This is a genomic window from Streptomyces sp. NBC_01216 (genome assembly GCF_035994945.1).
Taxonomy (GTDB): domain Bacteria; phylum Actinomycetota; class Actinomycetes; order Streptomycetales; family Streptomycetaceae; genus Streptomyces.
Genome location: NZ_CP108677.1, coordinates 3384388 through 3410518, shown reverse-complemented (window position 1 = coordinate 3410518; position 26131 = coordinate 3384388). Strand labels below are relative to the sequence as shown.

The window sequence follows — 26131 nt, the reverse complement described above, 5'->3', positions numbered from 1 at the left end:
GGGGTGGTTCGCCGGGGATTCGGTGGGCAACTCTGGACTCGCGACGTCGAGTACACAGACCGGGGCGGTCGGCCAACTGCTTCGGAAATCAACCCACTTCGGTTCAGCGCAGTTTCGTCCCTGGAGGAAGAACACATGGCAAGCATCCGTACCGCCCGCGTCCTCGCCGTCGCCGCCGCGCTGCCTCTGGCCGCCGCACTCTTCACCGGAGTGGCGCAGGCCGACAACGCCGGGTTCGCGGACGGCGGATCGAACGCCGGCGTCGCCACGGTCATCGGCAGCGGCGTGGGCGGCGACAACTACGGAAACTCGACCACCACCCAGCAGGTGGCGACCGGCTCCGGCGCCTCGAACCAGAACAGCACCGCGAGTGTGAACGGTTCGGGCTTCACCAGCATCGGCCAGTCGAACACAGTGGTGAATTTCTCCCCGTGGTGGCTCTGAGCGGGCACGGGGGACCGGCCCGAGGGGGGCTGACGGTGGAGGGGGGCGTCCGGCCGGCGGCGGTCTGTGCGGCGGTACTTCGGTGCCGGCGCGCAGGCCGTGCCGGCGTGTCCGGGGAGTCGCGCCGAAGCGCCGGGGACGCCCACAGCGGTCCGTGACCTTGACACGACGAAGGTAGCTGACGGACAGTCAGAAACCTGAGTCGTTCCCGTCCGGGAGGTCGTCGTCGTGCACCTCGCCCCCACCGAGCAACAGCTGCGGCTGCGCGCCGAACTGCGTTCCTACTTTCGCGAAGTGATGCCCGACGGCCCACCGCCGTCGGCCGACGGAGCCGCGCAGCGACGTCTGCTCCGCCGCATCGGAGACGACGGCATGCTCGGACTGGGCTGGCCCGAGGAGTACGGCGGACAGGGCCGCGGCCCCGCGGAGCAGTTCGTCTTCTTCGACGAGGCGTACCGGGCCGGCGCCCCCGTCTCCATGGTCACGCTCAACACTGTCGGCCCGACCCTGATGCGACAAGGCACCGAGGAGCAGAAGGCGTATTTCCTGCCCCGGATCCTGCGCGGCGAGACCGTCTTCGCGATCGGGTACAGCGAGCCGGAGGCCGGTACCGACCTCGCTGCCCTGCGCACGAGGGCGGTCCGGGACGGGGACTCCTGGCGGATCGACGGGCAGAAGGTCTTCACCTCCAACGCCCAGAACGCCGACTGGATCTGGCTCGCCTGCCGTACCGACTCCGAGGCACCCAGACACCGGGGCATCTCGATCGTCCTGGTCCCCACGGACGCGCCCGGGTTCTCCTGGACGCCGATCGAGACGGTCGGCGGCCTGACGACCACGTCGACGTACTACGACGGTATCCGCGTCCCGGCCGGAAACCTCGTGGGCCGGCAGGACGGCGGCTGGGAGTTGATCACAGAACAGCTGAACCACGAGCGGGTCGCGCTCGCCGCCATCGGAATGCAGGCCGAGGACTTCTACGCGGCGGCGCTCACCGCGGCCCGGACCGCCGACCCCGCGACCGGGCGGCGCCGGATCGACGAGCCGTGGATCCGGATGCGAGCGGCCGAGGCGCACGCCCGGCTGGCGGCGACGCGCCTGCTCAACTGGCGTCTGGTGGGGGATGTGGGGGCGGGCCGACTGGCCCCCGGTGACGCCAGCGGCGTGAAGTTCGCGGGAACCGAGTCGGCGGTCGAGGTGTACCGCATCTGCCAGGAGATCGCGGGCGGGGCGGCCCTCGTGCGGGCGGGGTCGCCGGGGACGTTCGAGGGCGGCGAGCTCGAGCGGATGAACCGAGCCGCGCAGATCAACACCTTCGGGGGAGGGGTGAGCGAGGTACAGCGCGAGATCGTCGCGAGGACGCGGCTCGGGATGGCCGGCATGAGGCGGGAAGGCGGTGAACGGTGAACGGTGACGGCGAGGCGGGCGGGTCCCCCAAGGCGGGTGGCAAGCCTGCGGCGGGCGCTGCGGGCGCTGCGGGCGAGGCGGGCGGGAGACGAGACGGGAGCGACGCGAGAAAGGCGGGCGCTGCGGGCGAGGCGGCTGTCCGTGCCTTCGAGTGGCGGCTTAAGGGGTACGAGGGGCGGGTCGCCGTCGCCGCGGGCATCGGCAAGGACCCGGTCAACGCGGTGATGATCAGGCACTGGTGCGAGGCCATGGGCGACGCCCATCCCGCCTACCAGGGGCCGGACGCCGTCGCCCCGCCCACGATGCTCCAGGCATGGACGATGGGCGGCCTGTCGGGGCACCCCGACCGCGACGGACCGTACGACGAGCTGTCGGCACTCCTCGACGAGGCCGGTTGCACCTCGGTGGTCGCCACCGACTGCGAGCAGGAGTACCTGCGGCCCCTGCGTCCGGGTGCCACGATCACCTTCGACGCGGTCATCGAGTCCGTCTCGGTGCGCAAGAACACCCGTCTCGGCTCGGGGTACTTCGTCACCACCCGGATGGACGTCCATGCCGACGGCGAGCTCGCGGGCACGCACCGCTTCCGGGTCCTCAAGTACGCTCCGGCCGCCGCGAAGCCGCCCCGGACCCGGGGTCCCGGGGGAGCCGCCACGAACCCGGTTGCCCGGCAGGACGAGGCGCTGGAGACGGCCGGTGCCACCCCCGTGAGGGATGGGAGCGGGGCGGCCGGTGGTCGGCCGGCGGCGAGCGGCGCCGGAGCGAAGGGGGCGGTCCGGGGGACCGCGGTCCGGCGGCCCAGGCCCGTCGTCAACCGGGACAACGCGGGCTTCTGGGAGGGCGTGTCCCGCCGCCGGCTCCTCATCCAACGGTGCGAGGACTGTGCGACACCCCGCTTCCCCTGGCTGCCCGGCTGCAATGCCTGTGGCTCTCAGGAGTGGGACACGGTCGAGGCGGGCGGCTCCGGGACGGTCTTCTCGTACGTGGTGATGCACCATCCGCCGTTCCCCGCCTTCGACCCGCCCTACGCCGTCGGGCTGATCGAACTGGCCGAAGGCGTACGGATGGTCGCCAACGTGGTCGGCGTGCCGTACGACAAGGTCCGTATCGGGATGCCGGTGCGGCTGGAGTTCCTGCGCGTGGACGAGGAACTGGAGCTCCCCGTCTTCCGGGGGCTGCCGGGAGGTGAGGACTGACATGGATTTCACACCCACGCAGGAGCAGGCCGCGGCCCGGGAGCTCGCGGCACGCGTCTTCGGCGATCTGGCCACGCACGAAAGGCTGAAGGCCGCCGGAACGGGCACCGACCCCGAACTGTGGAAGGCCCTGTGCGCGGCCGGGCTGCCGGAAGCCGTGGAGGCGACCGGCCTGCTCGGTCTCGTGCTGCTCGCCGAGGAGCAGGGACGGGTGACGGCCCAGGTGCCCTTCACGGCGAGCTGTGTGTACGGGCTGCTCGCCGTCGCCCGCCACGGTACGGACGAGCAGCGCGCCCGGCTGCTGCCGGGGCTGCGGGACGGTACGACGGTGGTGGCCGGGGCGCTCGACGACCCCGGGCGGATCCGTTCGGAGCGCGACGGGGAGGGCGGGTCTGACGGGGAGGGCGGGTGGGGCAGGCTCACCGGGACGGTGGACCGGGTGCCGTGGCTCCGGGACGCCACACACGTCCTCGTACCGGACCGGCACGACACTCTGTGGCTCGTGCCTCTCGGGGGCGCCGGACCCGAGGAGCCCCGGCCCGGTGGCGCCGGGCCCGGGGTGACCGTCACGCCCGTCGAGCTGACCGCTCCCTGGGCCGCCGGGCGACTCGTGCTCGACGGCGCCCGCGGCGAGCGGATCGGGGGTGGGCAGCGGGGTGCCGGGGGCGAGGCGGACGGTGCGGCGGCCTGTGCCTCCGTGCGGGCGTCGGCGCGGATCGCGTTCGCCGGGCTCCAGGCCGGGGTCTGCGCCGGTTCCCTGGCACGTGCCGTCACCCACACCTCCGGGCGGGAGCAGTTCGGCCGCCCGCTCGCGACCCGGCAGGCGGTCCAACTGCGCGCGGCCGACGCGTACATGGACATCGAGGCGATCCGGGTCACGGCCTACGAAGCGGCCTGGCGGCACGACCGGGCGCTGCCGGCCGAGGAGCACGCGCTGACCGCCGCCTGGTGGGCGTCGGAGGCGGGAAAGCGGGTCGTCCACGCCGGCCAGCATCTGCACGGTGGCATGGGAGCCGACCTCGGCCATCCCGTCCATCGGCACTTCCTCTGGGGCAGGCAGCTCGACGCCCACCTCGGGTGCGGCACCGAGGTGCTGGCCGCACTGGGCGACCTGCTCGCGAGGGGAGGCGGGTCGTGAACCCCGGAGACGTACTGCCCCCGCTGGAGATCCCGGTCACGCGGACCCTGATCGTCGCCGGGGCCGTCGCCTCACGGGACTACCAGGACGTCCACCACGACGCGGAACTCGCCCGGGAGAAGGGCTCCCCGGACATCTTCATGAACATCCTCACGACCAACGGTCTGGTGGGCCGCTACATCACCGGTCATTTCGGCCCCGGCGCCGTGCTCCGCAAGGTGGCGATACGACTCGGCGCACCCAACTACCCCGGAGACACGCTGACCTTGACCGGTACCGTCGCCGAAGTCGACGGCGACACCGCGCGGGTCAGCGTGGTCGGGGTCAACGGGATCGGCCGTCACGTCACGGGCACGGTGACGGTGACGGTGACATGGCCGCCCGCCGGACGGGAGGGCGAGCGATGAGCATGCGCGGTGCGACCGACCTGCTCGGAGGCAGGGCCGCCCTCGCCGGTATCGGCGCGACCGAGTTCTCCAAGGACTCCGGCCGCAGCGAACTCAAACTGGCCGTCGAGGCGGTGCACGCGGCCCTCGACGACGCCGGACTGACCCCCGCCGACGTCGACGGCATGGTCACCTTCACGATGGACACCAGCCCCGAGATCACGGTCGCCCAGGCGGTCGGCGTCGGGGAACTGGCCTTCTTCTCCCGCATCCACTACGGCGGCGGTGCCGCCTGCGCCACCGTCCAGCAGGCCGCCCTCGCCGTGGCCGCCGGGGTCGCCGAAGTCGTCGTCTGCTACCGGGCGTTCAACGAACGCTCGGGCCGGCGCTTCGGCTCCGGGGTGCAGCGGCGGGAGCCCTCCGCCGAGGGTGCCGCACTCGGCTGGCAGCTTCCCTCCGGCCTGCTCACCCCGGCCTCCTGGGTGGCCATGATCGCCCAGCGCTATCTGCACACCCACGGCCTGACCCCCGAGGCGTTCGGCCATGTGGCCGTGACCGACCGCCGCCACGCGGCCCGCAACCCCGCCGCCTACTTCCACGGCAGGCCGATCACCCTCGCCGACCACGCCGCCTCGCGCTGGATCGCCGAGCCGCTGCGGCTCCTCGACTGCTGCCAGGAGACCGACGGCGGCCAGGCGCTGGTCGTCACCTCGGCCGAACGGGCCCGGGACCTGCGCCACCCGCCCGCGGTGATCACCGCCGCGGCGCAGGGCGCGGGGCGCAGCCAGGAGGCGATGACCAGCTACTACCGGGACGATCTGAGCGGCCTGCCCGAGACGGGTGTGGTGGCCCGTCGGCTGTGGCGGACCTCCGGGCTGAGAGCCGGCGACATCGACGTGGGCATCCTCTACGACCACTTCACCCCGTTCGTCCTGATGCAGCTGGAGGAGTTCGGTTTCTGCGCCCGCGGGGAAGCGGCCGACTTCGTCGCGGCGGACGGGCTGCCGCTGAACACCCACGGCGGCCAGCTGGGTGAGGCGTACCTGCACGGGATGAACGGCATCGCGGAGGCGGTGCGGCAGGTGCGGGGGACGTCCGTGAACCAGGTACCCGGGGCGGCGCGGGTGCTGGTCACGGCGGGCGCCGGGGTTCCCACATCCGGGTTGATCCTGGGCACGGACGGCTGAGACGACGGCCCGAGCGGTGGCCGGGCGGGGCACGCCGTTCTTCACTCGCCCCATGAACGACTCCCTGGACGCGACGCGACCTCGCGATCCGTCCCCACGGGCGCGGCTCCTCTGGGCCGCGCTCGCCGCCGCTCTGCTCATAGCCCCCGCGACGGCCGCCGCCCCCGCCGCCCACCTGCCCGGTCTCCCGGCCCCGCCGGAACCGGGTCCCGGTCCCGGACCCGCCTCCGAAGCCCGTGCCGCCCCGGGGCCCGCCGCCCGGTCCGAGGCCGCTCGGGGGCCCGCCGCCGCGCAGGGCGGAGACGGCTTCGGGTACCAGTACTTCACGGGGAACGGCTTCGACACCTGCGAGGCGCCGTCGCAGGCGGTGATGGAAGCCTGGCTCGAGTCGCCGTACCGGGCCGTCGGGGTGTACTTCGGGGGGCGCGGCCGGGGCTGCCCGGTGCAGCCGAACCTGACCGCGCACTGGGTCGCCTCGGTGCACGCCCAGGGCTGGCGGCTGCTGCCGGTCTTCGTGGGCTCCCAGGCGCCGTGCGTGTTCGCCGCGCACAAGAAGCACGTCCCGATCGGAGACGACCCGTGGACCCAGGGCACCGAGGAGGGCGTGGAGGCGGTCCGGGCGGCGGGAGCGATCGGCATCGGTCCGGCCAGCGCGCTCTACCTCGACATGGAGGCTTACGCGCTCACCGACCGCGCCTGTGCCGACACCACCCTGCTCTTCGTGCGTGCCTGGAACCGTGAGGTGCGCCGTCAGGGCTACCTGCCCGGCTTCTACAGCAGCGCCGACAGCGGAGTGCGGCACATGGAGGAGGCCCGGAAGGCCGGGGTCGTGGACCTGCCCTCGGTGATCTGGTTCGCGCGCTGGCTGGGCGCGCCCGCGCTGTACTCGGAGAGCGCCCTGCCGCTGCCGGCGTGGCTGGAGCACGGCCGGGTCCACCAGTACGCGGGCAACGTCCGGGAGTCCCACGGGGGCCGGACGCTGACGATCGACCGCAACGCCGTCGACGGCCCGGTCGCCGCCGTCGCCACACCCACCCTCCTCGCACCCTGACCTTCCCGGCGGCCTGGCTTCCCCGGCCCTGACATGCCCGCTCCGAGGGGCCCTCACCTCCGGCCGCGGCCCGGCCTCGCCCCCGCCCCGACCCTGAGTCGCTCTCCACCTTCAGGAGGTCTGGTCCCCCCCACCCCTACAACCTGAGGCGGAGGGCGGTTCGGGACCTGGGGCCGATCCCCGGGCACCCGGCCGCTCCTAGCGTGGAACCATGACTCCGCCCTCCTCCGGCCCCGTCTGCGCCGGCGCCTCCACGGCCGCCACCGGCGTGACCACGGAACGTGCCGGCCACACTGCCGTGACGGCCGGCTACCCCTCCTTCTCCTCGTACGTCCGGGCCCGAGGGCCCGTGCTGCTGCGTACCGCCCGCTCGCTGACAGCGAACGCGTCGGACGCCGAGGACCTGCTCCAGACCGCGCTGGCCAAGACCTTCGTGGCCTGGGAACGGATCGAGGACCATCGGGCGCTGGACGGCTACGTCCGCCGGGCGCTGCTGAACACCCGGACGTCCCAGTGGCGCAAGCGCAAGGTCGACGAGTTCGTCTGCGAGGAGCTGCCGGAGCCCGCGGGTCGGCCGCAGGCGGACCCGGCCGAACAGCAGGTGCTGCACGACGCCATGTGGAGCGCCGTGATGAAGCTCCCCGACCGCCAGCGGGCGATGGTCGTCCTTCGCTACTACGAGGACCTGAGCGAGGCGCAGACGGCCGAGATCCTCGGGGTGTCGATCGGTACGGTCAAGAGCGCGGTGTCGCGGGCTCTCCGCAAGCTCCGCGAGGACCCCGAGCTGGCACCCGTCCGTTAGCGCTCACGGCAGTTCCCGCAGGTCGCGACGTCGGCCGGAGGGCGGGCCGGGTCCGGACGCGATACCTTCGCCAGTGTTCACTGGCAATTTCCATACTCCCGGGTAGTGACATACCAAGTGGTATGTGCGCAGAATCTCCACACCCTTACTGCCACGTAGCGCCCACCGGGAGGACGCCGTGCTGAGCACCATGCAGGACGTACAGCTGACCGTGACCCGCATCCTGAAGCACGGGATGACGATCCACGGCACGTCACTGATCACCACCTGGACCGGTGAGCCCGAACCGCAGCGCCGTACCTTCGCGGAGGCGGGAGCACGCGCGACCCAGCTGGCGAACGCCCTGCGCGACGAACTCGGAGTCACCGGCGACGAGCGGGTCGCCACGTTGATGTGGAACAACGCCGAGCATGTGGAGGCGTACTTCGCCATCCCGTCCATGGGCGCCGTTCTGCACACGCTCAACCTGCGCCTTCCCCCCGAGCAGCTGGTGTGGATCGTCAACCACGCGGCGGACCGCGTCGTCCTCGTCAACACCTCTCTCCTCCCTCTGCTCGCGCCGCTGCTGCCGCACCTGCCGACGGTGGAGCACATCGTGGTCGCGGGGCCCGGCGACCGTTCCGCCCTCGACGGCGTGGCGCCGCGCGTGCACGACTACGAGGAGCTGATAGCCGGCCGTCCGACCACGTACGACTGGCCGGAGCTGGACGAGCGTTCGGCCGCGGCCATGTGCTACACCTCCGGCACGACGGGCGACCCCAAGGGCGTCGTGTACTCGCACCGGTCCATCTACCTGCACTCCATGCAGGTGAACATGGCCGAGTCGATGGGGCTCACGGACAAGGACACCTCGCTGGTCGTCGTGCCCCAGTTCCACGTCAACGCCTGGGGCCTGCCGCACGCCACCTTCATGACCGGCATCAACATGCTCATGCCGGATCGATTCCTCCAGCCGGCCCCGCTCGCGGAGATGATCGAGCGCGAGAAGCCGAGTCACGCCGCCGCCGTCCCCACCATCTGGCAGGGGCTCCTCGCCGAGGTCACCGCCCATCCGCGTGACCTCTCCTCCATGCGACAGGTCACCATCGGCGGCGCCGCCTGCCCGCCCTCCCTCATGGAGGCGTACGACAAGCTCGGCGTCCGGCTCTGCCACGCCTGGGGCATGACGGAGACCTCCCCGCTCGGCACCATGGCCCACCCCCCGGCCGGGCTGACCGACGAGGAGGCGTGGCCGTACCGCGTCACTCAGGGCCGCTTCCCGGCCGGCGTCGAGGCGCGGCTGGTCGGCCCCGGCGGGGAGCACCTGCCCTGGGACGGGGAGTCGGCGGGCGAGCTGGAGGTCCGCGGTACCTGGATCGCGGGTGCCTACTTCGGCGGAGTGGACGGCGAGGCCATCCGCCCGGCGGACAAGTTCAGCGAGGACGGCTGGCTGAAGACCGGAGACGTCGGCGTCATCAGCCCGGACGGCTACCTCACGCTCACCGACCGCGCCAAGGACGTCATCAAGTCCGGCGGTGAGTGGATCTCGAGCGTCGAGCTCGAGAACGCGCTGATGGCCCACCCGGACGTGGCCGAGGCGGCGGTCGTCGCCGTCCCGGACGAGAAGTGGGGCGAGCGACCGCTCGCGACCGTGGTCCTCAAGGAGGGCGCGACGGCCGACTACGCGACGCTGAGGGAGTTCCTGGCCCGTTCCATCGCCAAGTGGCAGCTGCCGGAGCGCTGGTCGATCGTGCCTGCGGTGCCGAAGACGAGCGTGGGCAAGTTCGACAAGAAGGTCATCCGCAGGCAGTACGCGCAGGGCGAGCTCGACGTGACGGAGCTGTAGTCCGCCCCGGCCGGGGACCCGGTGGGACCGGCCAGGGGACCGGTGGGCTCGGAGGGAAACCGAGCGGGCAGCCGCGTGGAAGGGGCACGCCGCCCTTCCACCGCGGTGCGCGAGGACGGCCGACGCCGAGCACCGGCGCCGGCCGTCCTCGGCCGTTCGCGGGTGTCCTCGGCCCTCGGGCCCCTCGATCGCGTCCTAGTTCGTGCCGATCTTCGCGAGCAGGTCCACGATCCGGGCCTGGACCTCGGTGCTGGTGGAGCGTTCCGCGAGGAAGAGGACCGTCTCGCCGGAGGCCAGCGCCGGCAGCTCGGCCCCGTCGAGCCCGGACGAGGTGTAGACGACGAGCGGCGTGTGGTTCAACTGCCCGTTCGCGCGCAGCCAGTCGATGATCCCCGCCCGGCGGCGGCGCACCTGCATCAGGTCCATCACGACCAGGTTCGGCCGTGTCTGCGTGGCCAGCGTGACCGCCTCCGAGTCCGTCGAGGCCCGGGCGACCTGCATGCCCCGCCGCTCCAGGGCCGCCGCGAGGGCGGTCGCGATCTCGTCGTGCTCCTCGATGAGCAGTACACGGGACGGGTGCTGCTCGCTGTCGCGCGGCGCGAGCGCCTTGAGCAGCACCGCGGGATCGGCGCCGTACGCGGCTTCCCGGGTCGCCTGTCCGAGCCCGGCCGCGAGCAGTACCGGCACCTCGGCGGCGACGGCGGCCTGGCGCAGTGACTGGAGCGCGGTGCGGGTGATGGGACCGGTCAGCGGGTCGACGAAGAGCGCGGCGGGGAAGGCGGCGATCTGCGCGTCGACCTCCTCGCGGGAGTGCACGATCACCGGGCGGTAGCCACGGTCGCTCAGTGCCTGCTGGGTCTGGACGTCCGGTGCCGGCCAGACCAGGAGACGTCGAGGATTGTCCAGTGGCTCCGGAGGCAGTTCGTCGTCGACCGGCTGGGGCAGCGGCTTGTTGGCCACCTCGACCGCGCCGCCCGGACCGTCCAGCGGTTCGGGGCCCTCGGCCGAGCCCTCCGCGGGCGCTCCTATGGCGTACGAACGGCCTTCGGGGACGGCGGGGGCGAGCCTGGGCGCGGAACCCGGCTGCGGGTGCGGACGGGCATCCGGCTCCGTGGCCGTCGCGGCGGTGGCCGGGGCGGTGGGACGGTCGCCCTCGGGCGGGGTGGCGAGTCTGCGCCGCCGCCCGGAGCCGTTGGACCCGGAGCCGTTGGAGACGCTGCTCTGCTCTCCTGGCGTGCCCTGGCCGGTCTGCGCGCCCTGGCCGGACTGCGCGCCGTTCTGCGTGCTCCGGCCGTTCTGCTGAGCGGCGATCTGCTGAGCGAAGGGGACGCCCTGCCCGAGGGTGCGCACGTTGAAGGCCCGGCCGCCCTGGGTGGTCGTCGCGTCGGCCGGAGCCTCGGCGGGCAGGGGCTGCGCCGGGCTCGGCAGCGCCGGCGGCAGGGGGACCGAGCCGGTGCCGGTGGTCGTACCCGCCGGGGTCGGGAGTTCCGGTACGACGGCGCCCGGAACGTCCTCGGTGAGCGCGGGTGTCTCCGCGGGTGCCTCCTCCCGGACGGCTCGTCGCCGGCCGGTCGCTCCGGGCAACGGGTGCGCTCGCGGCGGCGTGTGATCGGTCTCCGGAGTCGACCGCGCGGCGTCGTGCCGCCCTTCGTCGCCCCCGGCCGTCGGCGGGAGCAGCGGCGTGGGCATAGGCATCGGCATGGGCGCAGGCATCGGCATGGGCGCAGGCATCGGCACGGGCATCGGCGAGGCGTCGGCCCCCGGCACCGGGGCGGGTGTCCCGGCGTCGGTCCGGAGCTGCCCGGCCGGGGACACCGCCTCGGGGGCCGGGGCGGACCGGTCGGAACCGGCCGGAGGCAGTGCGAACGGCGTCCGTGGTCCGGACTCGGCCGCCGCCGCCCGCTCCTGCGCCGCGGCGAGCGCGCGCCGTCTGCGGCCGGTGGGCCGCTCTTCCCCGGTCGGCTCCGCGCCGCCGGCCACGGCGGGCAGCGCGCGGGCCAGGGCGGTCGCCTCCACCGGGACCCCCTGTGGGGGGACCGTGTTTCCGAGCGCGGCGCGCCCCTGGGCCCCCTCGGCCGCGGTCACCACGGAACCCTCCGCGGGACGGCCACGACGGCGCCCGGTGGGCTCGGCCGGGACCGTGCCCGCCCCTCCCACCGGAACCGGACCGGAACCGCCCGCCGGACCCGTGCCCGGGACCGTACCGGCCCCCGGTACGGGCACCGGCACCGGTGCCGGCGGGCCCTCGCCACCGGGCGAGCCCGTGCCCGCGCTCTGGGCAGGGATCAGCTCGGCGGGCGCGGCGGCCGTCTCCGTACGCCCGCGACGCCGCCCGGTCGGCTCCGCGTCGCCGCCCCCGGCCGGTACCGCGCTTTCCAGGAAGGCGTCGGTGGACGCCCGCCGGGCCCGCCGCCTGCCGCCACCGTGCGTCTCCGAAGCCTGTGCGGGCAGCGCGAGCCGGCCTCCGTCGGCGGGTCCCGCACCGCCTTCCGGCGCCGACCGAGGCTCGGGAGCGGGGGGCACGGCGACCGTTCCCCTGCCGTTGCCGAGCGGCACCTCCAGGACGTACGCGCTGCCGCCGCCCGTCCCCGGCACCTCGTGCGTCTGGACCACACCGCCGTGCGCGGCCACGATCCCCCGCACGATGGGCTGGTGGACCGGGTCGCCGCCGGCGTACGGCCCGCGCACCTCGATCCGCACGACGTCACCGCGCTGCGCGGCCGCCACCACGATCGTCGAGTCGGTGGGGGCCGCGCCCGCGACGATCTTGGCCTTGCCGGTCGAGTCGACCCCGGCCACGTCCGCGACGAGGTGGGCCAGCGCCGTCGCGAGCCGGCCAGCGTCGACCTCGGCCTCGATCGGCGGCGCGTGCACGGCGAACTGGACCCGTCCGGGACCGATGAGTTCCACGGCGCCGTCGACACCCGCGGTCACGATCCCGTCGAGCAGGGCCACGCTCTTGACCAGCTTCTCCGCGCCGGCGTCCAGGCGCTGGAAGCCCAGCACGTTGTCGACCAGCGTGGTCATCCGGGCGTACCCGGCGGCCAGGTGGTGCAGGAGCTGGTTCGCCTCGGGCCACAGCTGGCCGGCGTCGTCGGCGGCGAGGGAGGACAGCTCGGTGCGCAGCTCCTCCAGCGGCCCGCGCAGCGACGCGCCGAGGACGGCCGTCAGCTGCTCGTGCCGGGCGGTCAGCGTCTCGAACCGCTCCTTCTGCCGCTCCTCCTCGGACGCGTGCCGCTCCGTGAGGTCGGCGATCTCGGCGGCGTGCTTCTCGGCGAGCTGTTCGTAAGGGCGACGGTCGGTGAAGGTCATCACCGCTCCGACGAGCTGGTCCCCGTCCCGTACCGGGGCGGTCGTCAGATCGACCGGCACCTGGTCACCGCTCTTCGCCCACAGCACCTGTCCGCGGACCCGGTGCTTCCGCCCGGATTTGAGGGTGTCGGCGAGCGGGGACTCCTCGTACGCGAACGGCTCGCCGTCCGGGCGGGAGTGGAGGATCAGCGGATGGAGCTCCTTCCCCCCGAGGTCACTGGCGCGGAATCCGAGGATCTGTGCGGCGGCGGGGTTGACGAGGACGACCCGCCCGTCGGTGTCCGTGCCCACGACGCCCTCGGCCGCGGCGCGCAGGATCATCTCGGTCTGGCGCTGCGAGCGGGCGAGTTCGGCCTCGGTGTCCAGTGTTCCGGTGAGGTCGCGGACGACGAGCATCAGCAGCTCGTCACCGGTGTAGCCGCTGTACGAGTCGTAGGCCTCGCGCCCGTCTTCCAGGCTGGCGCTGGTCACCTCGACGGCGAACTCACTGCCGTCGGTGCGGCGCGCGATCATCCGGGCCGGCTTGGTGCGGCCCCGCTCGTCGGCACCCTCGGGCATGCGCATCGACCCAGGGATCAGCCGGGAGTCGAACGAGGGCAGCAGGTCGAGCAGCCCGCGGCCGACCAGTGCGGTGCCGGGGGTCTCGAACATGCCGAGGGCGATGGTGTTGGCGTTGACGACCGTGCCGTTGCAGTTGACGAGCACGAGCCCGTCCGGCAGGGCGTCGAGTATCGCCGCGAGGCGAGCAGCGCCTCGGGATGGCCTGCTGCTCACGAGACGCTTCCTCCCTGACCCACTACACCTTGCCCGACGGCTGGCGCCCCATCTTGCCCCTCGGGCCGCAGCCTGTCACTGGGAGGGAGTCTAAGGGCAGGCCCGGCCGGCGTGGGGCACGGTCGCGTGCCTCCGGCAAGATCCCCACGTCACCGGCGCACGATGGGCAGGACCGGCTCGAGGTTCTCCCAGCGGTCGATCTCGCAGCCGTCGGCGCGGGAGAAACGGGCGTCCACGCTGCGGCCCTGCCACTTACCGGTGACGTGGGCGAGCGCGGGGCCGCCGTACTGCTGCGTGCAGATCCGGTCCTTGCCGACGGGCTGGAAGGGGTCCGTTCCCTCCCTCGCGATCTGCGAGAGCCGACGGCAGGCGTCGGCCGCGGCGGGGTGGGTTCCGCCGGGCTGCCCGCCGCATTCGAGCCGGAAGGTCCCGTCGGCCTTCGGGTGCCCGCTCTTGGTGATGGTCACGGTGAGCGAGTCGGCGGGCGCCAGCAACGGCAGCGGCGGGAGAGGCCCGAGCACGGGCGCCTCCACGGCACCGGCCGTCGCGGTGGCGGCGACCGTGGCGGTGGCGAGGGTCGCGACGGTCGTGAGGAGGAGGCGACGCAGCATACGAACTCCAGGGACGCGGGTGGCAGGCGGTGATGCCCCACCCCTCTAACGCGCCGTACCGCCGTACGTTGCGCAAGCGGAGTGGCCCGCGGGGCTTTGCCCTCGGCCCGGGAGGGCTAGTACGGTGAGAACCGATTGGTGACGCGCGGCTCGCCTGTGTCATCATCTGCACGCACCTTCCGCGCCCGCGCGGGGTGCATGGAGGCGTCGCCTAGTCCGGTCTATGGCGCCGCACTGCTAATGCGGTTTGGGTCTTAAAGCCCATCGAGGGTTCAAATCCCTCCGCCTCCGCCCCTACCGAAGCCCCGGCCCACACAGCCGGGGCTTCGGTCGTTCACGGCGCCTCCCCGTACCCCACGCGGAGCCGCGAGCCGAGGGCGTCCGCCGCCCTGGCATCACCTGCCCACTTCGCCCGTGCGTACGAGCCCCCATCACCCGTCCGGCGGACGTGAAACACTCTCCTGGAAGGCGTTTTCGCAGGTCAGGATGGGTTTGGCCAATGGATTTCGCGTCACGGCGCAGGTCATGTAATGTTGTCCACGCAACGCCGACCGGCAAGAAGAAAGCCGGGAAGCACAAGCACTCGTAGCTTAACGGATAGAGCATCTGACTACGGATCAGAAGGTTGCAGGTTCGAATCCTGCCGAGTGCACAGCTGACCAGAGGCCCTAAGGATCACTCCTTAGGGCCTCTGGCTTTTGCGTTGACGGCAGCGTTTGACGGCAACCGCCTTCGGGAGGGAATCAGACGGCTACCGGGACACCGGCCGCGCCATCGTCATCGTCCGGATCGTTGCCGTCACCCCTCAGGGCGTCCCCCACTCGGTCGAACGCCGAGCGCTGTGAGTCGAGCCGGACGAAGGTGTAGATGTCCATGGTCACGCGGATCGAGCTGTGGCCGAGGACTTCCATGATCATGCGGGCGTCCGCGCCCTGTTCGTGGAGGAGGGACGCGCAGGTGTGCCGCAGGTCGTGAAAGCGGACCTTGCGGACGCCGGCCCGGATGGAGAGCGCCTCGAAGGAGCGGTTCAGGTTGCGCGGCTCGATGGGGGTTCCGTTCCTGGTGGTGAAGACGAGACCCTGCCCTGTCCCCTTCCAGTTGTTGCCCGCTCCCTTTCGGTCGGCGATCTGCTGGGCGCGCTGAGCACGGAGCGCGGTCACGCACTCGGCCGGTAGAGCCACGCGACGGGCCGAGCGCTGCGTCTTCGGGGCGACGATCAGCAGTTCTCCGCCGACTCGCTGAAGGGCCTGCCGCACGGTGAGGACGCCGTCAAGGAGGTCGACGTCCGACCAGCGCAGCCCGAGCAGCTCCCCGCGCCGTAGGCCGATGCGGACCGCCAGCTCGTACGCGGCCCACAGCCGGTTTTCCCTGGCCGCCGTCAGGAGCTGACGTCCTTCCTTGACCGTGAGCGGTTCGATCTCGCGCTTCGTTCCCATGCTCAGCTCCACGTTCCTGGCCACGTTGCGGGGCAGCTCGTCCTCACGCACGGCGTGCTGGAGAGCGGCACGCATGATCACCAGCAGGAAGCGCACGGTCCGGTCAGACGGGAGCTTCTTGCAGCACGTGCCGAGGGCGCAGCAGCGCCGCTTGTGCTCCGGCCGCTTCTTGTCCTTGCCCTGCGCGCAGCACTGGCAGGTGACGGCCGTCTTCGCGAGGAAGGCGCGTATGTCGCGGGCGGTCAGCCGGACCAGCTTCTTGCGGCCGAACTCCGGGGTGACGTAGTTGCGGACGAGGGACTCGTAGTTGACGTAGGTCGTCCGGCGGACCTTGCCTTGGGCGATGTTCGTCAGCCAGTACGTCAGGTACTCGGCGATCGTCATCTTGTTGGTGGCGACCGGGAGACCGTTGAGGGAATCGGCCTTGAGCTTGGTGAGCTTCTCGTGCGCCTCCTCCCAGGTCTTGCCGTAGACGCTGCGCCGCTTGTACGTGCCGTCTGTGGTGAGGACGTACGCGCTGCCTTCCCAACGGCCGTCGCTGCGAAGGTAGATGGTGCCCTCGTTGTTGGGATTCTTCTTCGGCTTGGCCATCAGGCGGCTTCCTGTTCCGTGCGGAGGGATATGTAGGTGTCGACGGCGGCTGCGCTGATGCGTCGGCAGCGGCCGATCTTGAAGGAGGCGAGTTCGCGGGAGCGGATGAGGTCGTGGACCTTCCAGCGGCTGATGCCGAGACGTTCGGCGACCTGGTCCACGGTGAGTACGGCCGTCGTCATGCAGGCAGCAGCCCTTCCTGTTTGGCGCGTTGGGCGTGGGTGATGTCGTGGCGGACCTGTGCGGCGAGGAGCTCTTCGCCGGGGCGGTAGCCGCTGCTGAGGTAGGTCCATGAGGAGGCGGTGACGAGGGTGGTGTTCTCGTCGTCGACGGGCAGGCCGGCGCGGATGCGGGCGGCTTCGGCTTGGGCGGTGCGCCAGGCGCGGCGTACGTCGCGGAGTGCGCCGAGGGTGGTCGAGTAGGCGCGCGATTTGCTGGAGAAGTGGCCGCGGAAGCCGAGCATGTGGGCCCACTTCCAGAGCTTGAGGTGGGCGAACTCGGGGAGGTGGCCAAGGGCCCATGCGGTGCGGATCATCTGCCGGGCGTGCTGCTGGACGGGGAGGCTGGTGAGGGATTCGGCTTGGCCGGTGCCGTCGCAGTCGGCGCAGAGGTCGCGGAAGCCGTCCGGGCCGCGTACGTGGCCGCGTCCGGAGCAGGGGCGGCATACGAGGGTGCGGTCTACGGTGCCCGCGCCCTCGGCGTTCTTGGTGGCGTACTTGGCGACGTATCCGGCGACTTTGGCGTCCGTGAGTTCGCCGTCCCCCAGGGCGGAGATCTGATCCACCTTGAACCGGTCGCCCCAGCGGATGACGCGCTCGCCGACGGCGTCCGACTCGACGAGGAGCCGGGCGCGCTCGACCGCTAGGCCGACGGCAGCGTGGAGGGCGTCGAAGGTGGCCCAGGCCGGGGGCGAGGTGGTGTGGCCGTCGGGACCGTCGAAGCGGACGACCGCGTGGAAGTGGACCAGGCCGCGTTGCTGGTACTCGGCGACCTTGGCGAAGGAGACGCGGAGGGCCGAGTTGAGCGCCTTCTGTGTCATGCCGAGGTGCTCGGCAAGGGCGCGGCGCAGGTAGGTGGTGAAGCGCGCCCACAGAGCTCCGGCGTGGGCGTTCCACAGAACGGCGCCGGTGTAGTCGTAGCTTGCCGGGTGGAGTGGAGTGCCGAGTTCGGGAGCCCCTTCCGGGTGGCTCTCGCCGCACGAGCAGGGGCGGGGCTTGCCTGCGTCGGTGGTCGGGCGATTGTGGACGGGGCCGAAGGACGGGGCGGTAAGGGTGACGAAGGCGCGCGGGTGGTCGCGGACGGCTTCAGCGACGTTCTTGCCGCCGGACAGTCCGGCCTTGATCAGGTGGTAGGTGTCGGCGGCGTAGAGGCGGGAGCAGGCCGGGCAGCGGGAGGCGCGGCGGTTGCCGCAGGTGGTGAGGAGGCGGCCGGAGGGTTCGTCCTCGGAGCGGTAGGAGCGGACCACTTGCTTGGTGGTCTGGTCGGTGGTGACCGTCCAGCCGTGCAGGTTGACGGGACTGGTGCAGCCACGAAGGTTGCGGACCTGTTCCGTCACGCGGTCGAAGTCGTCGGTGTTGGCCAGTTCGACCAGGTCCCGCAGGCCGGGGCTGATGATGTGGCGCAGGTCGAGGTGGCGGCGCATGGGTGGCGAGGTGTCCTTTCTGGCGCGAGGGTGGGGTGACCTGCGAGCAGCAGCGATTCAGTGCGCTTGGGCTGCTGCCCGCAGGCATGGCAAGGCGGGCCCAGGGGTGGGCGGCGGTGGGAAGTGCCGGGGAGGCCGGCGGAAGGGTGCGGCTCTACAGAGCGGCGTGCAGCGCGGTGGCCATGGGCAGGCCGATCGCCAGCCGCGTCTTGAGCTGGGCCGCCGTGATCGGTTCGCCGTGCTCGGCGTGGTGGGACGTCGCGATGGAGCGGGCTTCGGTCAGCAGCGGCTCAGGAATCTTGACCGCAGGCGAAGCGGGAGCTGGGGCGACGCGAGGAGCGACGGGAGCCGCAGCCGGGGCCGGAATCGAGAGCGGCACGGCAGGGCGGGATGTGTCTGAGGCGGTCTCGGGGACCGACTCGATCTCGTCCGGCAGGGAAGCCGGTATGGCGGGGCGCGCAACGGTGTGGAAGGCGCGCAGGAGCTGGGGGCCGACGGAGCCCCAGCCGAGGAGGAGCAGCGGGGCCACCGCGTCGACGGCGGCGCGGCCGTAGTGTCCGGCGACGACCGGTTCTGCGACGTTGAGGGCCAAGGTCAGCAGTCCGGAGAAGTGCATCAGACGGGTGGCCGCCGTCATCTCGTCGGCGGGCAGGCCGCGCAGGGAGAGGTAGCGCAGGGCGACCAGGAGGCCGACCACGGAGAGGTCCACCATCGGAGCGATGAGCGGTGCGATCGGGCCGGGGACGCCCAGGCGCAGGGCGAGGGACCAGACGTTGCCGAAGGAGAAGACGAACGCCAGCGCGGCAATGACGATCATGACGGCGGTGATGGTGCGCTGAGTGATCCGGTCCTCTGTCATGGGTGTTCACCTCCTCTCCAGGGGTGTTGGGAACGGGCGGGCGATGCAGGAGGTCAGGCTGCTCAGGCGTCGAGCTTGGTGAGGTCCACGTCCGCCATGCGCGGGCCGAGGAAGGCTTCCAGGAGGGCGTGTGGGTCGGCGGTGAGGTTTGCCGTCTGTTCGGCGACGCGAGCTGCTTCCGCGTCCGGCACGTAGGGCGTGCGGATGCGGGTGAAGCCGGGTTGCGACTGGTGGTTCATGGACGCGACGCCGACGTAGGTGGGGTCCTGGAGGTTGATCGGGTTGGCGTCGGGCCATTCCCGGATCTCGTCGCCGAGCGCGGCCACGGCGGCTTCGGCGGTCTTTTGGGCGAAGCTCAGGCCGACGGGGCACACGTCGCGGATGAAGGTGGGGATCGCGTCGCCGGTGGACTTCTGAGTGGTGAGGATGACGAGCAGCCCGACGGACCGGCCCTTCTTCACCAGGTCTTCCACGAGCCGGGCGTTCTCGGCGGCGAGCGAGGCCAGCTTCTTCGTCTGCTGGTCGCTGCCCTTGTGGTCGCGGAAGTACGTGTGGGCTTCGTCGACGATCAGCACGACCAGCGGCCAGTTCTCGGACGGGCCGACGATCCACATGGACTTCACCCCGAGCACTTGGCGCACCGAAGCCGACCGGGCGCGGCGGAGCTCCACCAGGTGCCGGAACAGCTTGTTGGCCTCTTCCAGGTCATCGCCCACGAAGGCGAACATGCGTTGCACCCAATCGGCGTAGTCGCCCTCGTAGGCAGCCGACACTTTGCCGTCCGCGCAGGCGAACTGCACTGCGGGCGAGGGTGCCCAGTCGGAGAGGAGCCGGTTGATCAGGCTGGTCTTGCCGAAGCCGGGGAGGCCGGCCACGGTCACGCCGGGCACCTGTGTGAGGTTCACAGACACGGGTTGCGCGTACTCGTCGAGGCCCAGGTCCCACTGGGCTGTCTCCTCCGGTGGCTCACCCGTGGGGTGGTGCTCGGTGGGGAACTTCAGCGGGTCCAGTCGCACGCCCCTGATGAGGACCTGCCCAGGCTTGTCCTGGGTGACCGCCACCCGTGTGCACCGCCAGGCGTCCGCCAGATGCGGGCCCGCCTTCTGGAATTGCTGGAGTCCAACGCCAGGCAGGCACTGGGCCCGCGCGATCACTCCGTACGCGTCGTGCTTCACCTTGAGGGAGGGGATGAGGACGCGCGGCTTGGTGGGCTTGCCGTTCGTGTTCGCCAGTGACGCCAGTGCGGTCGGGGTCTTGTCCGTGGCCGACAACTTGAGCATCGGTGCGAGCCGCCTCCAGCCCCACCGCACGCGTATGGCCTGCTGTATGGACTGCCGGGTCATGGCGTCAGCGCGAACGTAGCGGACGATCCACCAGAGCGCCCATCCGATGAGCACGGCGAGCGGCAGGGCGACGATGAGCGGGACGTGCCCGAGGGTGCCTTCCGCCGGGGCGTTCGGATCCTTCATCTGTAGCTCTCCATTGGGTTGTAGAGGAAGGCCGCGAGGGCCGATTCGAGGGCCGCCCGATCCGCCGACGCGTCGAGGCGGGGATAGCCGTAGGCAACGAGCACGGCCGCGACCGAGTTCACGAGTGATTCGGTGAAGTGCGCCCCCTGCCCGGCGTGAGGCAGCGGGTAGCTGCGCTCAGCGCCGGACCGGCGATCGTTGTTGCTCACGCCGCCTCAGCGGCCGGGGCCACCAGGTCCAGCCGAGCCGCGCGGTAGGCGATGCCGTCCGAGAGCGAGCCGTTGAAGATCCGCGCCCACGGAGTGGCGAACAGCTCCACCGGCATGACCGGGACACCCGGTCGGAGTCCGTTGGGCAGACCGGTCTCCGGAACGGTGATCTTCAGAGCTTCGGCACGGTCCTCCTCCATGAAGAAGAGGGTGATCGTGTAGAGCTTCGCGCCGGTCTCACGGTCGGTGGCGAACTGCGTCTTCTCCTGGTCCGCGTACTTCGGCACCGGCAGGGTGCCGACCATGAACGACGAGGTGGGGAGCAGGCCAACACGGATGCGTGCCATGGGAGTTGGTTCCTTTCGGTTGCGCTCCACCGGGGCGGTGGGGCGTGATCACTATTGAACATAGCTGACCTAGCAGAGTCAAGTGAATCGGGTGAGCTAGGTGTCAGCTGACATAGGCCACCTATGTCAGTGGGGTGTGCTAGGGGTGCTAGGAATCGCTACTCTTGGGCCATGAGCCCCGCGCCAGAGAGCAAGCAGGATCGTCGGCCGCCGTATCAGCACGCTGCCGACGAGCTTCGGCGCGACATCTTGCAGGGGCGGATCAAGCCGGGCGAGCAGATGCCGGCCATTCGCGAGCTACAGGAACGCTTCGGCGTGGCCAACATGACCATGAGATCCGCGCTCAACGTGCTGCGCGATGAGGGCTTGATCTACACGATCCATGGTCGGGGCAGCTTCGTCGCGGACCACAACCCTGACGGGGAGCTCTCGGCGAACTACACCGCTCCAGCTTGGTACTTGGCGAACAAGGGCGAGAAGGTCGGCCCGGCAGGGCAGGGGGCGGGCGGGCCCGACGACACCGAAGCGGCCGAAGACGTCGGGACCACCCTTGCTGAAGTACTCACCGCACTACGTGACGAGATCCGTGCCCTCAGCGCCGATCATCAGGAACTGCGCCGTGAGGTCGAGGAGTTGAAGGCAGCTCAGCAGCCGAAGCCGTAGTCCTGAGCTGGGCCACTTCCTCTCGCAACTCCCTGGTCTCCCTGCTGAGGCGGCCGACCATGGCCCGCATCTCCTCGATCAGCGCGACTACCTGATCCGTGTCCCCGACGTGAATGCTGGTCGACCCCATTTCGTTGTCCGGTATGTGCTCGGTCATCGCTCCCTGCTTGCCGCTGTGCCGTGCCACGCTCTATCGAACTTCTGTTCGATAGAAATTCCCCGGGCTGCACGCTGGTCAGAGTTTCTTTACTGGATCAAGGCGGCCCGCCTGCGGCGGGCCGCGCGCGCGGGCGGCCACGGGCCGCCGCCGCTCCCTGTCTCCGCCACCGCTGCGCCGGCCCCCGGCCACTCAGCGCGCAGCACCGCCAAGGCAGACAGCCAGGCCAGGAAGCAACTCGCCCGGCCCGAGCACCAGGACCAAGACCAGGACCAGGCCGAGCCGGACCAAGCGTGACCGCGCCGTCCGGATGGCCGACGTTTCACAACCGGGAAGCGTGGCTGAGGCCGGAACGGGGTTGCTGGAGACACACGTGACGGGTGCTCGTTCGGCGCTCCCGCCGTCGTGGCTGACTTTCGGTGGCTCAGGTCCGAACTGTGCTTCCAATGACCGAACTTCAACAGGCCTACTCTCTAACTCGGCAACAGTCAGCAGGGGTTGTAGCCGCACCCGAATCCGCGCACGCCGACCGCCCCGGTACCATCGGCACCGGGGTCCTGATCAGGGCTTCCACGACCGGACCACCCGGAATGCTGTCCAGGCTGAGGGGTGGTCCGGTCTTTTGCTGTTGGCGTCCGCGCACGGGTGACGCGAGACGAGTCGGGGCGTCGGGTTCAGATCAGGGCTTTGACCACCTCGTAGATGGTGGGCCGATCCTGCGGGGCATGGCTGAGCATCGCGTCGACCAGTTCGCCCAGCTCACCGGGCACCTTCACGGGCCGACGCCGGCCGCTGGCCACTGCTTCTCGCTGCACGGGACGAGGTGCGTCGTCCGGGTATTCGACCGCCCGCCAGCCGGTTGCGGAGATGAGGAGAGAGGCCCCGAGCGCGTAGATGTCGGCTTCCTGGGTCGGCTCGGCTTCTCCGGTGTCGAGCACGCTGCGCGCGATCTCCGGTGCCTCGTAGTGGACGAGGCAGCCGCGGAACGGGAAGTCGTATCCCTCGGGTACCTGCCCGCCCCGGGCCAGGGCGAGGTCGATGAGATGCGTGCGTTCCGGCCCGATGATGAAGTGGGCAGGCTGTACATCACCGTGAGCCCAGCCCCGCACGTGGAGATCAGCCAGTGCTTCGGCACATCCCCGCGCCACACTGATGTGGGGTTTGATGGACGAGCCCTGCTTACGGCAGGGCTCCCACAGCGTGTAGAGGTCTGGCCCTTCGTGCCACGGCTGGAAGTTCCAAGTGCCGTGCTCCCATTCGCCGTAGGCGATCCCGTGGAGCCCGAGGCGATGCAGGACGGCGCCCTCGCGTGCGGGGGCGAGAGCGGTCCAGGGCTGGGCGGGCCACTCGGCCGTGGCCTCGATCGGATGGCCGAGCTTCACGGCGTAGTGGCCCCGAGGGCCGTCCATCTCCCAGACGGTGGAGCCCCGGCGGTTGAGAACCAGGCGCTGCGTCGTGGGCATGAGCGCGTCGAGCACCACGATCGGGAGTTCAGGGGTCGAGCCGGACAAGGTCTCTTTCTCCTTCCGGCGAGCGCGGCCGACCACGAGACGAGGCCGGCCGCGTCGCTGTTGTCGTGTGCTACGCCTGACCGTACGGACGGCCGCAGTCGGAGTCGCACTGTGCGAGGTTCGTGCCGTCCACGGTCCACAGGCCGTCGAAGACCACGAACCCGGCCGCCTTCATGGCGCGAGCTGAGGCGGCGACCTTCGCCCGGTCGCGGGTTCCGCCACCGGGCATCGGGTTGTGGTGCAGGAAGCGGCCGGCGTACTGCTCGCACAGCACGGCGTATTCCTTCGTGTGCAGGATGAGCGCGTGTAGGCCGAGGTCGACGTCGTCGGACGGGACCATGGGGACGGTGGCGGTGGCCGCCGTGACCAGGAACGCCACCGCCTGGTCCGCGATCCGCTCGGCATGCTCGGGGGACTGCCCGTTGTGGATGACCACGAAGCGGGCCAGGCTCTCGAACAGCTCTTCACCAGCCACCGCGCGACCGGTCTTCTGATCGTTCGCTGTTGCCGTCATGTGCAGTCTCCTGATGTGAGGTGGTGCGTGGCACGTACGACCCGTCCTGATCGCCGAGCTCGGCTCAGAGACGATCGGGATGCGGGCTTGGTGGCCGGCCCCGGACGGGGACGGGGAGCCGGGCGGTCGGCACCCGTCCGGGGCGGCCGGTCTACTGGCCGGTCCCGAGGGCCATGCCGATCACCAGACCGCACGAACCGCTGATGCAGATGATGAACAGGACCCCGGCATACCGGCCGACGGCGCGCATCACAGCGGGACCCGGCTGTTGCCGTTCCGCACGGCCAGACGTGCGCTCAGTTCCTCCCGCGCACTGGGTGCCACCACGTCGTTCGGCAGGGCATCCCACTCCTTGCCGCCACGGACCGGCCGCATCTGTACGCGGCCACCGATCTCACCCATGACGACGCCGATACGTCCGGTGCCGCTGTCTTTCGCCAGCTCACCGATGGCTGGTCTGGTCTGCTGGTTGCTCGCCATGCCGACGAGCTTCCTGCCGACCGGCAGGACGACGGAACCACCGACAAACACCACTTCGGGACGTCCCGCGTCCGGTAGAACGTCCCTAGTGCCGTCCCCGGTTGTTAGGAGAGATTGAAATGGCAAACGAGAGGTTACGTGCGGCCATGGCGGCCGGCGGCTGGACGTACAACGCCCTCGCGGACAAGGTCGAAGTCGATCCCAAGTCCGTTGAAAGATGGGTCAATCTGGGGCGTACGCCACGTCGTGCCACGGCCATGGTGGCAGCAGAGACGCTAGGAGAAGACGTGCACGCTCTATGGCCATCGCTCAGGCAGGCACGCCCCGCCCGCGCAGTCAGTCCGGAACTTGTGGCCCTCTACGACCAGCGGGCGGACATCCCCGTCTCCACCTTCGTGGACATGCTGACCCAGGCACGCGAGCAGATCGACGTGCTGGTGTATGCCGCCGTGTTCCTGCACGAGGCGTACCCGCGGCTCAACGAGCTCTTGAAGGAGCGGGCGGCCGAGGGCTGTGCAGTCCGCATCGCAGTCGGTGACGCAGACAGCCCCAACGTCCAACAGCGCGGCGACGAGGAGAAGTTCGGGCACGGCATTCAGTCCCGGTGCCGTCTCGCGCTGATGCACTACCGCCCCCTCATCGGGGTACCGAGCATCGAGGTCCGGACTCACGCCACGACGCTCTACAACTCGATCTACCGGGCCGATGATCAGGCACTGGTCAACGCCCACGTCTGGGGCGTGAACGCCTACAAGGCCCCCGTGTGGCACCTGCGCCGAAACGGGGAAGACGGCATGTTCGACACCTACGCCGACAGCTTCGACGCGGTGTGGGCAACCGCGACGCCAGTACGAGAGAAGTGATCATGGCACGCACCGAGTACTACGACGACCCAGACGCCCCGAAGCCCAACAGTCTGGTCGTCGCCGCGTCCGCGGTGGTCACGGACGACGAGGGACGCATCCTCCTGCAGCGCCGGCGGGACAACGATCTCTGGGCGCTGCCCGGCGGCGGCATGGAGATGACCGACTCGCTGCCGGGTACGGCCGTCCGCGAGGTGAAGGAGGAAACGGGGCTGGACGTGGAGATCACCGGGCTCGTGGGGACGTACACCGACCCTCGCCACGTCATCGCCTACTCGGACGGCGAGGTGCGTCGACAGTTCAACGTCTGTTTTGTCGCCCGCGTGGTCGGCGGGCGGCTTGCTATCTCGGACGAGTCCACGGAGCTGACTTTCGTTCAGCCCGAGGAGATTGATCAACTTTCCATGCACCATACGCAGCGGCTACGAATCCGGCACTTTCTGGAGCAACGTGAGCGGCCCTATCTCGGTTAATTTCGGCGTGCCAGGATCACGTAGATCGGCTAGGGGGACTTCGCGTTGAGCGCGGCCTTGGAGCGCCTGCGTTCCCCGCTCGATTGAAGACGAGGGGGGAATACGGGGCTTCTGAACCGTAGCTCTAGCGGGATACGGTTAGCGGGGGCATACCGGTCGTTGGGCGAGCCCGGAGGGTCGCTACCGTGCGGGAGCGGCTACCAGGGTTGCCGTACCTGACTGCTGTACCGGCCGTCGTACTCGGGGCAAGTCGGTACGGACCCGGTCGGCATCGCGGCAACATAACCATAGGTTGTGGTGGCCAGAGTCCTCAGCCTGGGAATCTGCGAGCATGTTGGCTTTGCTTGGGCGCTGACCTGGGCGAACAGCTTGGCAGCTGCCGTGTCGGCCTCGGCTGCTTTCGCCGTGCTTCCCCACAGTTCCCCATCTGCGTTTGATGATCGTCGTTGGTCGTCAGTAGCCACTCGAGCGGCGTCGGACGGCTTAGGGATGGTCCAGCTCCGCTGCTCTCGGCCGACGACTGGAACCCTTGATGCTCTCCGTCTGGGCTGACGACGCCAGCCACGAGGGCGGGTGGGCCGACCAATGAGGCCAGCGTGCGATTCGCCCCCTAAACGACCTCAGCCACGCAAAGTGTGTCGTCGACCAGAGCAAGTGGTATGGCCAGCCCGTGACGTCGGCGGAGCCCTCAGCTGAGAAGCCCTGGGGCTGCGACCACACAGTAGGAGTGAGACCGTTGAGTTCGGACCGGTACGGCACTCGATCAGTGAGAAATCGGCATACG

24 protein-coding genes and 2 tRNA genes are annotated in these 26131 nt (G+C 70.7%); 14 read left to right on the top strand and 12 right to left on the bottom strand.

Annotated elements, in window-relative coordinates:
• Positions 1 to 135 precede the first annotated feature (135 nt).
• The 9 genes from OG393_RS14935 to OG393_RS14895 all read left to right on the top strand — a co-directional run bounded on the left by OG393_RS14935 (position 136) and on the right by OG393_RS14895 (position 9436).
• Positions 136 to 444: a hypothetical protein gene (locus OG393_RS14935; RefSeq protein ID WP_327375143.1), complete on the top strand. Its 309-nt coding sequence runs from the start codon at positions 136 to 138 to the stop codon at positions 442 to 444.
• A 228-nt stretch (positions 445 to 672) separates the two neighbouring features.
• On the top strand, positions 673 to 1851 hold the full coding sequence (locus tag OG393_RS14930) for an acyl-CoA dehydrogenase family protein (RefSeq protein ID WP_327375142.1): 1179 nt from the start codon (positions 673 to 675) through the stop codon (positions 1849 to 1851).
• Positions 1848 to 3047: a bifunctional MaoC family dehydratase N-terminal/OB-fold nucleic acid binding domain-containing protein gene (locus tag OG393_RS14925; RefSeq protein ID WP_442817311.1), complete on the top strand. Its 1200-nt coding sequence runs from the start codon at positions 1848 to 1850 to the stop codon at positions 3045 to 3047. Before OG393_RS14930 ends, OG393_RS14925 begins: the two co-directional genes overlap by 4 nt.
• Before the next feature lies 1 nt (position 3048).
• On the top strand, positions 3049 to 4185 hold the full coding sequence (locus OG393_RS14920) for an acyl-CoA dehydrogenase family protein (RefSeq protein ID WP_327375141.1): 1137 nt from the start codon (positions 3049 to 3051) through the stop codon (positions 4183 to 4185).
• Positions 4182 to 4592, top strand: a complete 411-nt coding sequence (locus OG393_RS14915) for a MaoC family dehydratase (RefSeq protein WP_327375140.1) — start codon at positions 4182 to 4184, stop codon at positions 4590 to 4592. Before OG393_RS14920 ends, OG393_RS14915 begins: the two co-directional genes overlap by 4 nt.
• Positions 4589 to 5758 (top strand): lipid-transfer protein, encoded by a 1170-nt coding sequence (locus OG393_RS14910; RefSeq protein ID WP_327375139.1) that lies wholly within the window; start codon positions 4589 to 4591, stop codon positions 5756 to 5758. Before OG393_RS14915 ends, OG393_RS14910 begins: the two co-directional genes overlap by 4 nt.
• 52 nt (positions 5759 to 5810) lie before the next feature.
• Positions 5811 to 6809, top strand: a complete 999-nt coding sequence (locus OG393_RS14905; RefSeq protein ID WP_327375138.1) for a DUF1906 domain-containing protein — start codon at positions 5811 to 5813, stop codon at positions 6807 to 6809.
• Positions 6810 to 7020: 211 nt separating this feature from the next.
• Positions 7021 to 7611 (top strand): SigE family RNA polymerase sigma factor, encoded by a 591-nt coding sequence (locus OG393_RS14900; RefSeq protein WP_327375137.1) that lies wholly within the window; start codon positions 7021 to 7023, stop codon positions 7609 to 7611.
• Positions 7612 to 7789: 178 nt separating this feature from the next.
• Positions 7790 to 9436, top strand: a complete 1647-nt coding sequence (locus OG393_RS14895; protein ID WP_327375136.1) for a long-chain fatty acid--CoA ligase — start codon at positions 7790 to 7792, stop codon at positions 9434 to 9436.
• Between the two features lie 195 nt (positions 9437 to 9631).
• Here the strand turns inward: OG393_RS14895 and OG393_RS14890 are convergent, their stop codons facing one another.
• Complete coding sequence (locus OG393_RS14890) at positions 9632 to 13522, bottom strand: PAS domain-containing protein (protein WP_327375135.1); 3891 nt, start codon at positions 13520 to 13522, stop codon at positions 9632 to 9634.
• 149 nt (positions 13523 to 13671) lie between these two features.
• Positions 13672 to 14133: an SSI family serine proteinase inhibitor gene (locus OG393_RS14885; RefSeq protein WP_327375134.1), complete on the bottom strand. Its 462-nt coding sequence runs from the start codon at positions 14131 to 14133 to the stop codon at positions 13672 to 13674.
• A 200-nt stretch (positions 14134 to 14333) separates the two neighbouring features.
• On the opposite strand from OG393_RS14885, the gene OG393_RS14880 reads away from it, so the two are divergent.
• A tRNA-Ser gene (locus tag OG393_RS14880) sits at positions 14334 to 14424 on the top strand.
• A 288-nt stretch (positions 14425 to 14712) separates the two neighbouring features.
• Positions 14713 to 14785 (top strand) — tRNA-Arg (locus OG393_RS14875).
• A gap of 91 nt (positions 14786 to 14876) precedes the next feature.
• On the opposite strand, the gene OG393_RS14870 is transcribed toward OG393_RS14875, so the two are convergent.
• From OG393_RS14870 to OG393_RS14840, 7 genes are all read right to left on the bottom strand, one after another.
• Complete coding sequence (locus tag OG393_RS14870) at positions 14877 to 16160, bottom strand: site-specific integrase (protein WP_327375133.1); 1284 nt, start codon at positions 16158 to 16160, stop codon at positions 14877 to 14879.
• Complete coding sequence (locus tag OG393_RS14865; RefSeq protein ID WP_327375132.1) at positions 16160 to 16342, bottom strand: helix-turn-helix domain-containing protein; 183 nt, start codon at positions 16340 to 16342, stop codon at positions 16160 to 16162. The genes OG393_RS14870 and OG393_RS14865 overlap by 1 nt, the downstream gene beginning before the upstream one ends.
• A complete protein-coding gene (locus OG393_RS14860) occupies positions 16339 to 17802 on the bottom strand; it encodes a replication initiator (protein ID WP_327375131.1) in 1464 nt (487 codons plus the stop codon). The genes OG393_RS14865 and OG393_RS14860 overlap by 4 nt, the downstream gene beginning before the upstream one ends.
• A 154-nt stretch (positions 17803 to 17956) precedes the next feature.
• Positions 17957 to 18661 carry a DUF2637 domain-containing protein gene (locus OG393_RS14855; protein WP_327375130.1) on the bottom strand — a complete coding sequence of 235 codons (705 nt, stop codon included), beginning with the start codon at positions 18659 to 18661 and terminating at the stop codon, positions 17957 to 17959.
• 62 nt (positions 18662 to 18723) lie between these two features.
• Entirely contained in the window at positions 18724 to 20130 is a 1407-nt protein-coding gene (locus tag OG393_RS14850) for a cell division protein FtsK (protein ID WP_327375129.1), read from the bottom strand.
• Positions 20127 to 20339 carry a hypothetical protein gene (locus tag OG393_RS14845; protein WP_327375128.1) on the bottom strand — a complete coding sequence of 71 codons (213 nt, stop codon included), beginning with the start codon at positions 20337 to 20339 and terminating at the stop codon, positions 20127 to 20129. Before OG393_RS14845 ends, OG393_RS14850 begins: the two co-directional genes overlap by 4 nt.
• Positions 20336 to 20686, bottom strand: a complete 351-nt coding sequence (locus tag OG393_RS14840; RefSeq protein ID WP_327375127.1) for an SCO3933 family regulatory protein — start codon at positions 20684 to 20686, stop codon at positions 20336 to 20338. The genes OG393_RS14845 and OG393_RS14840 overlap by 4 nt, the downstream gene beginning before the upstream one ends.
• A gap of 171 nt (positions 20687 to 20857) precedes the next feature.
• Here OG393_RS14840 and OG393_RS14835 point away from each other — a divergent pair, with 171 nt between their 5' ends.
• The gene (locus OG393_RS14835; protein ID WP_327375126.1) at positions 20858 to 21349 is read left to right on the top strand and encodes a GntR family transcriptional regulator; all 492 of its coding nucleotides are present in this window, start codon (positions 20858 to 20860) and stop codon (positions 21347 to 21349) included.
• Between the two features lie 831 nt (positions 21350 to 22180).
• Here OG393_RS14835 and OG393_RS14830 read toward each other — a convergent pair.
• The 3 genes from OG393_RS14830 to OG393_RS14820 all read right to left on the bottom strand — a co-directional run bounded on the left by OG393_RS14830 (position 22181) and on the right by OG393_RS14820 (position 24011).
• A complete protein-coding gene (locus OG393_RS14830) occupies positions 22181 to 23017 on the bottom strand; it encodes a protein kinase domain-containing protein (RefSeq protein WP_327375125.1) in 837 nt (278 codons plus the stop codon).
• A gap of 70 nt (positions 23018 to 23087) precedes the next feature.
• Positions 23088 to 23531: a glycine-rich domain-containing protein gene (locus OG393_RS14825; RefSeq protein ID WP_327375124.1), complete on the bottom strand. Its 444-nt coding sequence runs from the start codon at positions 23529 to 23531 to the stop codon at positions 23088 to 23090.
• A 249-nt stretch (positions 23532 to 23780) separates the two neighbouring features.
• Positions 23781 to 24011 (bottom strand): hypothetical protein, encoded by a 231-nt coding sequence (locus OG393_RS14820; RefSeq protein ID WP_327378431.1) that lies wholly within the window; start codon positions 24009 to 24011, stop codon positions 23781 to 23783.
• Positions 24012 to 24130: 119 nt separating this feature from the next.
• On the opposite strand from OG393_RS14820, the gene OG393_RS14815 reads away from it, so the two are divergent.
• The gene (locus OG393_RS14815; RefSeq protein ID WP_327375123.1) at positions 24131 to 24874 is read left to right on the top strand and encodes an XRE family transcriptional regulator; all 744 of its coding nucleotides are present in this window, start codon (positions 24131 to 24133) and stop codon (positions 24872 to 24874) included.
• Positions 24875 to 24876: 2 nt separating this feature from the next.
• Positions 24877 to 25347 (top strand): NUDIX domain-containing protein, encoded by a 471-nt coding sequence (locus OG393_RS14810; protein WP_327375122.1) that lies wholly within the window; start codon positions 24877 to 24879, stop codon positions 25345 to 25347.
• Positions 25348 to 26131 lie beyond the last annotated feature (784 nt).

Coding starts and splice junctions, on each gene's coding strand:
- OG393_RS14935 (WP_327375143.1), top strand. CDS start 136: ATGGCAAGCATCCGTACCGCCCGCGTCCTCGCCGTCGCCGCCGCGCTG.
- OG393_RS14920 (WP_327375141.1), top strand. CDS start 3,049: ATGGATTTCACACCCACGCAGGAGCAGGCCGCGGCCCGGGAGCTCGCG.
- OG393_RS14910 (WP_327375139.1), top strand. CDS start 4,589: ATGAGCATGCGCGGTGCGACCGACCTGCTCGGAGGCAGGGCCGCCCTC.
- OG393_RS14905 (WP_327375138.1), top strand. CDS start 5,811: ATGAACGACTCCCTGGACGCGACGCGACCTCGCGATCCGTCCCCACGG.
- OG393_RS14900 (WP_327375137.1), top strand. CDS start 7,021: ATGACTCCGCCCTCCTCCGGCCCCGTCTGCGCCGGCGCCTCCACGGCC.
- OG393_RS14885 (WP_327375134.1), bottom strand. CDS start 14,133: ATGCTGCGTCGCCTCCTCCTCACGACCGTCGCGACCCTCGCCACCGCC.
- OG393_RS14870 (WP_327375133.1), bottom strand. CDS start 16,160: ATGGCCAAGCCGAAGAAGAATCCCAACAACGAGGGCACCATCTACCTT.
- OG393_RS14865 (WP_327375132.1), bottom strand. CDS start 16,342: ATGACGACGGCCGTACTCACCGTGGACCAGGTCGCCGAACGTCTCGGC.
- OG393_RS14860 (WP_327375131.1), bottom strand. CDS start 17,802: ATGCGCCGCCACCTCGACCTGCGCCACATCATCAGCCCCGGCCTGCGG.
- OG393_RS14855 (WP_327375130.1), bottom strand. CDS start 18,661: ATGACAGAGGACCGGATCACTCAGCGCACCATCACCGCCGTCATGATC.
- OG393_RS14850 (WP_327375129.1), bottom strand. CDS start 20,130: ATGAAGGATCCGAACGCCCCGGCGGAAGGCACCCTCGGGCACGTCCCG.
- OG393_RS14840 (WP_327375127.1), bottom strand. CDS start 20,686: ATGGCACGCATCCGTGTTGGCCTGCTCCCCACCTCGTCGTTCATGGTC.
- OG393_RS14835 (WP_327375126.1), top strand. CDS start 20,858: ATGAGCCCCGCGCCAGAGAGCAAGCAGGATCGTCGGCCGCCGTATCAG.
- OG393_RS14825 (WP_327375124.1), bottom strand. CDS start 23,531: ATGACGGCAACAGCGAACGATCAGAAGACCGGTCGCGCGGTGGCTGGT.
- OG393_RS14820 (WP_327378431.1), bottom strand. CDS start 24,011: ATGGCGAGCAACCAGCAGACCAGACCAGCCATCGGTGAGCTGGCGAAA.
- OG393_RS14815 (WP_327375123.1), top strand. CDS start 24,131: ATGGCAAACGAGAGGTTACGTGCGGCCATGGCGGCCGGCGGCTGGACG.
- OG393_RS14810 (WP_327375122.1), top strand. CDS start 24,877: ATGGCACGCACCGAGTACTACGACGACCCAGACGCCCCGAAGCCCAAC.